This is a genomic window from Paenibacillus sp. FSL R7-0345 (assembly GCF_038595055.1).
Taxonomy (GTDB): Bacteria; Bacillota; Bacilli; order Paenibacillales; family Paenibacillaceae; genus Paenibacillus_AQ.
This window is the reverse complement of record NZ_CP152002.1, coordinates 79,832-87,500: the sequence shown is the minus strand read 5'-3', so window position 1 is coordinate 87,500 and position 7,669 is coordinate 79,832. Positions and strand designations below refer to the sequence as shown.

Annotated in this window: 5 protein-coding genes and 2 rRNA genes (1 of these 7 only partly in view); all 7 read right to left on the bottom strand. The window is 50.4% G+C overall.

Translation table 11 applies throughout. The features are described 5' to 3' along the window. A 23S ribosomal RNA gene (locus tag NST84_RS00405) occupies positions 1-1,097 on the bottom strand; it reaches 1,829 nt to the left of the window's first position. 294 nt (positions 1,098-1,391) lie between these two features. Continuing rightward, positions 1,392-2,939, bottom strand: a 16S ribosomal RNA gene (locus NST84_RS00400). Together the 16S and 23S rRNA genes form the textbook arrangement of a ribosomal RNA operon. 483 nt (positions 2,940-3,422) lie before the next feature. After that, positions 3,423-4,937, bottom strand: a complete 1,515-nt coding sequence (gene lysS, locus NST84_RS00395) for a lysine--tRNA ligase (protein WP_342563737.1) — start codon at positions 4,935-4,937, stop codon at positions 3,423-3,425. A gap of 140 nt (positions 4,938-5,077) precedes the next feature. Then, positions 5,078-5,557, bottom strand: coding sequence for a transcription elongation factor GreA (greA, locus tag NST84_RS00390; RefSeq protein WP_342563736.1), 480 nt, complete (start codon positions 5,555-5,557; stop codon positions 5,078-5,080). A 314-nt stretch (positions 5,558-5,871) separates the two neighbouring features. Next, a complete protein-coding gene (gene dusB / locus NST84_RS00385) occupies positions 5,872-6,885 on the bottom strand; it encodes a tRNA dihydrouridine synthase DusB (protein WP_342563735.1) in 1,014 nt (337 codons plus the stop codon). 62 nt (positions 6,886-6,947) lie between these two features. After that, positions 6,948-7,157, bottom strand: a complete 210-nt coding sequence (locus tag NST84_RS00380) for a helix-turn-helix transcriptional regulator (RefSeq protein WP_342563734.1) — start codon at positions 7,155-7,157, stop codon at positions 6,948-6,950. Next, complete coding sequence (gene folK, locus NST84_RS00375) at positions 7,109-7,660, bottom strand: 2-amino-4-hydroxy-6-hydroxymethyldihydropteridine diphosphokinase (protein WP_342563733.1); 552 nt, start codon at positions 7,658-7,660, stop codon at positions 7,109-7,111. Before folK ends, NST84_RS00380 begins: the two co-directional genes overlap by 49 nt. Positions 7,661-7,669: the final 9 nt, after the last annotated feature.

The following is a 7,669-nucleotide window of genomic DNA, read 5'->3' as shown; positions in this document are numbered from 1 at the left end:
GTCTGTGCAACTCCACATCCTTTCCCACTTAACACACACTTGGGGACCTTAGCTGATGGTCTGGGCTGTTTCCCTTTTGACAATGGATCTTAGCACTCACTGTCTGACTCCCGGCAAGAAGTTAATGGCATTCGGAGTTTGACTGAGCTTGGTAACCCTTGCGGGCCCCGCACCCAATCAGTGCTCTACCTCCATCACTCCATTCACCGAGGCTAGCCCTAAAGCTATTTCGGGGAGAACCAGCTATCTCCGAGTTCGATTGGAATTTCTCCGCTACCCCCACCTCATCCCCGCACTTTTCAACGTACGTGGGTTCGGGCCTCCAGTGCGTGTTACCGCACCTTCACCCTGGACAGGGGTAGATCACACGGTTTCGGGTCTACGTCCACATACTAAATCGCCCTATTCAGACTCGCTTTCGCTGCGGCTCCGGCTTCTCACCTTAACCTTGCATGTTAAACGTAACTCGCCGGTTCATTCTACAAAAGGCACGCCATCACCCATAAAACGGGCTCTGACTTTTTGTAAGCACACGGTTTCAGGTTCTATTTCACTCCCCTTCCGGGGTGCTTTTCACCTTTCCCTCACGGTACTGTTTCACTATCGGTCGCCAGGTAGTATTTAGCCTTGACAGATGGTCCTGCCGGATTCATACGGGGTTTCACGTGCCCCGCACTACTCGGGATCCGTCTCGGAGAGAACACAGTTTAGGCTACAGGGCTTTTACCTCTATCGCGGGCCTTTCCAGACCTCTTCGCCTACCATATTCCTTTGTAACTCCATGTGAGACGTCCCACAACCCCAAGGAGCAAGCCCCCTGGTTTAGGCTGTTCCGCGTTCGCTCGCCGCTACTGACGGAATCACTATTGTTTTCTCTTCCTCAGGGTACTTAGATGTTTCAGTTCCCCTGGTCTGCCTCTGCACACCCTATGTATTCAGATGTGAGTAACTGCGAATTACCACAGCTGGGTTTCCCCATTCGGACACCCCCGGATCAAAGCTTGCTTACAGCTCCCCGAGGCAGTTTCGTTGTTCGCCACGTCCTTCGTCGGCTCCTGGCGCCTAGGCATCCTCCGTGTGCTCTTATTAGCTTAACCTCGATTTTCTCCGGAGGAGAAATATCGGACCATTGAATAAATTCAAGATCGTCATTTCCTTCGCAGAAAAATTCGCATCAACTAATAACTATTTCAACTTGCTTACACAAGTTTCAGCTAAAAGATGTTCTAAAACGCAAATTCGTTTCGGTATCCAGTTTTCAAGGATCAAGGTACTGCTGAGAGCTTAAACTCTCAAAACTGACCAACGAGTGAGTAACAGGCCTAAACCTGAGTTTTGGAAGCTTAGCTTCCGATTTGAATGTCACCGTTGCAGGTGACGATTCTCCATAGAAAGGAGGTGATCCAGCCGCACCTTCCGATACGGCTACCTTGTTACGACTTCACCCCAATCATCTACCCCACCTTCGGCGGCTGGCTCCCTTGCGGGTTACCCCACCGACTTCGGGTGTTGTAAACTCTCGTGGTGTGACGGGCGGTGTGTACAAGACCCGGGAACGTATTCACCGCGGCATGCTGATCCGCGATTACTAGCAATTCCGACTTCATGCAGGCGAGTTGCAGCCTGCAATCCGAACTGAGACCAGCTTTGCTGGGATTGGCTCCACCTCGCGGCTTCGCTTCCCGTTGTACTGGCCATTGTAGTACGTGTGTAGCCCAGGTCATAAGGGGCATGATGATTTGACGTCATCCCCACCTTCCTCCGGTTTGTCACCGGCAGTCACTCTAGAGTGCCCAGCACTACCTGCTGGCAACTAAAGTCAAGGGTTGCGCTCGTTGCGGGACTTAACCCAACATCTCACGACACGAGCTGACGACAACCATGCACCACCTGTCTCCAATGCTCCGAAGAGGGGCACTATCTCTAATGCTTACATTGGGATGTCAAGACCTGGTAAGGTTCTTCGCGTTGCTTCGAATTAAACCACATACTCCACTGCTTGTGCGGGTCCCCGTCAATTCCTTTGAGTTTCAGTCTTGCGACCGTACTCCCCAGGCGGAGTGCTTACTGTGTTAACTTCGGCACCAAGGGTATCGAAACCCCTAACACCTAGCACTCATCGTTTACGGCGTGGACTACCAGGGTATCTAATCCTGTTTGCTCCCCACGCTTTCGCGCCTCAGCGTCAGTTACAGCCCAGAAAGTCGCCTTCGCCACTGGTGTTCCTCCACATCTCTACGCATTTCACCGCTACACGTGGAATTCCACTTTCCTCTTCTGTACTCAAGCCACCCAGTTTCCAGTGCGACCTCAGGTTGAGCCCAAGGTTTAAACACCAGACTTAAATAGCCGCCTGCGCGCGCTTTACGCCCAATAATTCCGGACAACGCTTGCCCCCTACGTATTACCGCGGCTGCTGGCACGTAGTTAGCCGGGGCTTTCTTCTCAGGTACCGTCACTCCGGTAGCAGTTACTCTACCGGACGTTCTTCCCTGGCAACAGAGCTTTACGATCCGAAAACCTTCATCACTCACGCGGCGTTGCTCCGTCAGGCTTTCGCCCATTGCGGAAGATTCCCTACTGCTGCCTCCCGTAGGAGTCTGGGCCGTGTCTCAGTCCCAGTGTGGCCGTTCACCCTCTCAGGTCGGCTACGCATCGTCGCCTTGGTGAGCCGTTACCCCACCAACTAGCTAATGCGCCGCAGGCCCATCCCTTACCAGCAGATTGCTCCGCCTTTCATTCTCTCCTCATGCGAAAAGAGAAATTATCCGGTATTAGCTACCGTTTCCGGTAGTTATCCCAGACTAAGGGGCAGGTTGCCTACGTGTTACTCACCCGTCCGCCGCTAAGCTTACCCCGAAGGATAAGCTCCGCTCGACTTGCATGTATTAGGCACGCCGCCAGCGTTCGTCCTGAGCCAGGATCAAACTCTCCAATAAGGTTTTTCCGAGCGGCTACCTCACCCGAATGACTCCGAGGAAATAACCATCCGAAAACTATCGAAAAGAGCGATTGCTCATTTTGAAACATCTGACGAGAATTTACATTCTCACGATGAATTCCAAAAGCGTACAAGACGCTGTGAAAATCATCAATTTTTGGCTCTCACCGAAGTGATCTCCAGATACTCACTCGTTGTTCAGTTTTCAAAGATCAAGCTCGTTGTTGACTTTCATGCTCTCGTCGTCAGCAACTCTTATACTATATCATATCCAGCCGTTCGATGCAAGCTCTTTTTTAATTTCTTTTTTCGAGCTTGGCGTCGATGCTTTTCAGCATTTCTTGGCCAGAAATATAATATATCATGTATATAGATTTAATGCAAGCATTATTTTCGAATTAATCATCTCTAATTAAAACATTGCTGAAATACCCACTAAACAAAAGGGGGCTGCTGGCGCAGCCCCCCAAACAATATGAAATTAGTCTTTGTTGCGCATATGCGGGAATAGTAATACATCACGGATGGAAGCTGCATTGGTAAGCAGCATAATCAGGCGGTCCACGCCGATTCCAAGTCCGCCTGTAGGCGGCATACCGTACTCAAGCGCACGGATGAAATCTTCATCCATCTCATGAGCTTCGTCATTCCCCTGCTCTTTTTCATGGATTTGTGCTTCAAAGCGCTGGCGCTGGTCAATCGGATCATTCAGCTCGCTGAACGCGTTGGCATGTTCACGGGCTACGATAAACAGCTCGAACCGGTCTGTAAACCGCGGATCAAGGTCATTTTTCTTAGCCAGCGGGGAGATTTCAACCGGATGCCCCATAACAAAGGTAGGCTGAATAAGAGTTTCTTCTACAAACTGCTCGAAGAATGCATTTAAGATGTGACCAAAGGTCATGTGCTTCTCAACCGGAACACGGTGCTCCTTGGCAAGACGCTGTGCTTCCTCATCTGTCATATGAACACCAAAGTCAACGCCTGTCACTTCTTTGACAGCATCGACCATAGTTACACGGCGCCATCCCGGCGACAGGTTAACTTCATGGCCCTGATAGTTGATCTGCTGGCTGCCAAGCACCTCTTGGGCGATATGGGCAATCATATTCTCTGTCAGCTGCATGATATCCTTGTAGTCTGCATACGCTTCATACAGCTCGATCATAGTAAACTCAGGGTTATGGCGGGTGGAAATCCCCTCATTACGATAAACACGGCCGATTTCGTAGACTTTCTCCAGGCCGCCGACAATCAGCCGCTTCAGGTGAAGCTCAATAGCAATACGCATATACAATTGCATATCGAGCGTATTGTGGTGAGTGATAAATGGACGTGCCGCGGCTCCCCCGGCAATCGCATGCAGAGTAGGCGTTTCAACCTCCAGATAACCAAGGGAATCCAGATAACGGCGCATTGACTGGATAATCCGGGAACGTGCAATAAAGGTCTGCTGTACCTCAGGATTAATAATCAGGTCTACATAACGCTGACGGTAGCGCAGTTCAACATCCTTCAGGCCGTGATATTTCTCAGGCAGCGGAAGAAGGGATTTGGACAACACCTCCAGGTTACTTGCTTTAATCGAGGTTTCACCTGTTCTGGTCTTGAACAAGGTACCGCGAACGCCAATAATGTCTCCCAGATCGAGAACATTGAACGCCGCATACTGTTCTTCAGGAATACTATCCTGGCGGACATAAATCTGGATTTTACCGCTGAGGTCCTGGATGTGGGCGAAGCTTGCTTTTCCCATTACCCGTTTAGCCATAATACGGCCGGCAATGCTTACATTCAGGTCAAGCTCGTCCAGCTCTTCCTTGGTTTGTCCGTCATATTTGGCCAGAAGCTCTCCTGCTCCTGCTGTACGCTCATACTTTTTACCAAATGGATCGATTCCAAGCCCGCGCAGCTCGTCCAATTTGGCACGGCGGATCTGCAGCAGCTCGCTAAGCTCTTTCTCCGTGTTTTCTGCTGTATTCAATTCTTCAGTCATGTACCTTCATCCTCTCTAAAACCATCATGTCATATACATAAGAAGAAACGGCTCCCCGGGCCTAAGGCAAGGGCAGTCCGTTTCAGTGCAAAATCCGAAAAAAGCTTCCCTAAGGAAGCTTTCAGGGGTGTAACAGTTAGTTACTTCATTGAGATATCAAGAATTTTATATTGAATAACGCCTGCAGGAACACTGACATCGACGATAGTGCCGGCTTTTTTACCCATAATGGCTCTGCCAACCGGGCTTTCGTTAGAGATTTTGTTGTTAAGCGGATCCGATTCAGCTGTTCCGACGATCGTATATTCCATTACGTCGCCATATTCCAAGTCTTCAACGCTGACAGTAACTCCGACGCTTACTACATCGGTAACAATTTCATCGCTATTGATGATCCGGGCGTTACGAAGCATTTTTTCCAAAGTGATGATCCGGCCTTCAATGAAAGCCTGCTCATTCTTCGCATCCTCATACTCCGAGTTCTCGCTGATATCACCGTATCCGATTGCCACTTTAATCCGCTCGGCCACTTCGCGGCGCTTAACAGATTTAAGGGTCTCCAGTTCTTCTTCCAGACGTTTAAGTCCGTCCGGCGTAAGGATGACTTCTTTCTCGCTCATCTTAACCGATTCTCCTGTCGTATACATTTATTGAAAACACCATACTATATGCGAATCCGAAGGGTTAAGAACCCTCCCTGTGCATTAACACTGCTGTAACGGCGATTTTATACTGAGAAATTATATTGGAACCGCTACTAAATGTCAATGACGTACGAGAAACACCGTTTATTCAGGCAATTCCTAAGTTATAGCGTCTGGAATACCTATCATTCGACATTTATCGTACAGGTACACTTAAGCAATCAGCAGGAAATTACGCTCACGGAAAAAAGGGACAGATGCGAAGCCCGCATCCGTCCCTTTAATTAATATTACAACGCCATAAGTGTAGCATCACTGTCCTGATCCTCTTCGGCTTTAAGCTGGTCGACAAAATCATGCAGAATCCGCACCATTTCATCCCGCTCCGTACCTTCCATGATGTGATCCTTCACCCGCGCCGCGGCTCTGAACCCTTTGAGATACCAGGCCAGATGCTTGCGCATTTCGCGTACAGCTACCGCTTCACCCTTGAGGGCGATCAGACGGTCCATGTGAAGAATCGCTACCTTGATTTTCTCTTCTGCACCCGGTTCAGGCATCAGCTCGCCAGTGTTCAGATACTGCACAGTACGGTACAGCATCCACGGGTTGCCAAGTGCACCGCGGCCGATCATGACACCGTCGCAGCCGGTCTGGTCGAGCATTGCCCGCGCATCTTCCGGTGTATTGACGTCGCCGTTACCGATGACCGGAATGGATACTGCTTCTTTGGCCATTTTGATATATTTCCAGTCGGCACGCCCGGTATAGAGCTGCTCACGGGTACGCCCGTGTACACTGACCGCCTGGCCTCCGGCACGTTCAACCGCACGCGCATTTTCTTCAACAAAGATATGCTCGCTGTCCCAGCCGATCCGCATCTTGACGGTTACCGGCTTATCCACCGCTTCTACAACAGCCGACACCATCTCGTAAATCTTGTCAGGGTTCAAAAGCCAGCGCGCACCGGCGTCACACTTCGTCACCTTGGGTACAGGACAGCCCATATTGATATCAATGATATCCGCATTGGTCTCCTTATCGACAACCTTCGCCGCTTCGACCAAAGACGCCCGGTCACCGCCAAAAATCTGCAGGCTAAGCGGCTTCTCCCGCTCATCGACAAACAGCATCTCACGCGTACGCTTATTGCCGTGCAGGATCGCCTTGTCACTGACCATTTCCGCACAGACCAGACCTGTGCCGAATTCCTTGGCAATCAGGCGGAAAGCCGGATTACATACCCCGGCCATCGGTGCAAGAACGACCTGGTTCTTCATTTCAATACCGCCGATTTTCAGCATGCTTTTTCACTTCCTTAAAATATTGTTGTATATAAATGCCTTCCGCATAAAGAATCTCTGTCTTAAAGAGAGGGATCGGCCAGCTCTTCGGCTGATATGCCGAGAACATCCGCAATTTTATTTAAAATTTTATCCTCCAAGCGGCGGTTCCCCCGCTCTACTGCCCCCAGTACGGCGAGGGAAATTCCGACAGAATCCGCCAGCTGCTGCTGGGTGTAGCCTTTCAATTTCCGGAATGCTCTGACCCGTCTGCCCATTCTTTTGATGTCCACAAGCGCATTCCTTCCTTTCCGTCCAAATCTTGAAGCGCTGCAGTAAGCTGCTTATAAAGCGAACTTGCCGAATGATCCTGCGGAACTATATCACTGAGCGGAACCAGCACAAAGGCCCGCTCCATCATCCGGGGATGCGGCAGCGTTAAATCCGGTGTATCCAAAGTCTGGCCTTCAACCCACAATAAGTCCAGATCCACTGTCCGCGGACCGTAACGGATATCCCGGACACGGCCGAGCTGGTTCTCAATCTCCAGCATCTCCCGGAGCAGCGCTTCCGGGGCAAGTGTAGTACGGAGCGCAGCAGCCATATTCAAAAACTGCGGCTGATCGAGATACCCGACCGGCTCTGTCTCATAAATGCTGGAGCAGCGTACGACTTCAATTGCCTCATGGTGATCAAGCCTGTGCAAAGCTTCCTTCAGGGTCTCCTCGCGGTTACCCAAATTAGCCCCCAAAGCAATATAAGCCTCTGATGCCTCAGAGGTGGAATGTATAGTCATGGACCTGTC